Genomic DNA, 255 nt, shown 5'->3' with positions numbered 1-255 from the left:
CCGTCCAGGCGGGTGACGGTCCCGAAACGGTATACCCTCCCTCCGCGGAGCGGGCTTTACGTCTCGGGAAATAGCCCCTTTTGTTTTGACACTTATGGTGTTCATAAATAGGGTTAGATTAGGCATTTAGGGCCGAGGAGGGGAAGCCCTTTCAAGACCGTAAGCGGAGGGACTCCGCGCGTCGAGCCCCCGTGGACGCCCCACATGGATGTGGGAAGTGTCCCGAAGCGCCGGGAGCGCGAAGGGGACCGGGTT

The sequence above is a fragment of the Marinimicrobium sp. UBA4509 genome (assembly GCF_002388575.1).
In the GTDB taxonomy this organism is placed as follows: domain Bacteria; phylum Pseudomonadota; class Gammaproteobacteria; order Pseudomonadales; family Cellvibrionaceae; genus Marinimicrobium; species Marinimicrobium koreense.
Note: the sequence above shows the minus strand (reverse complement) of the source record.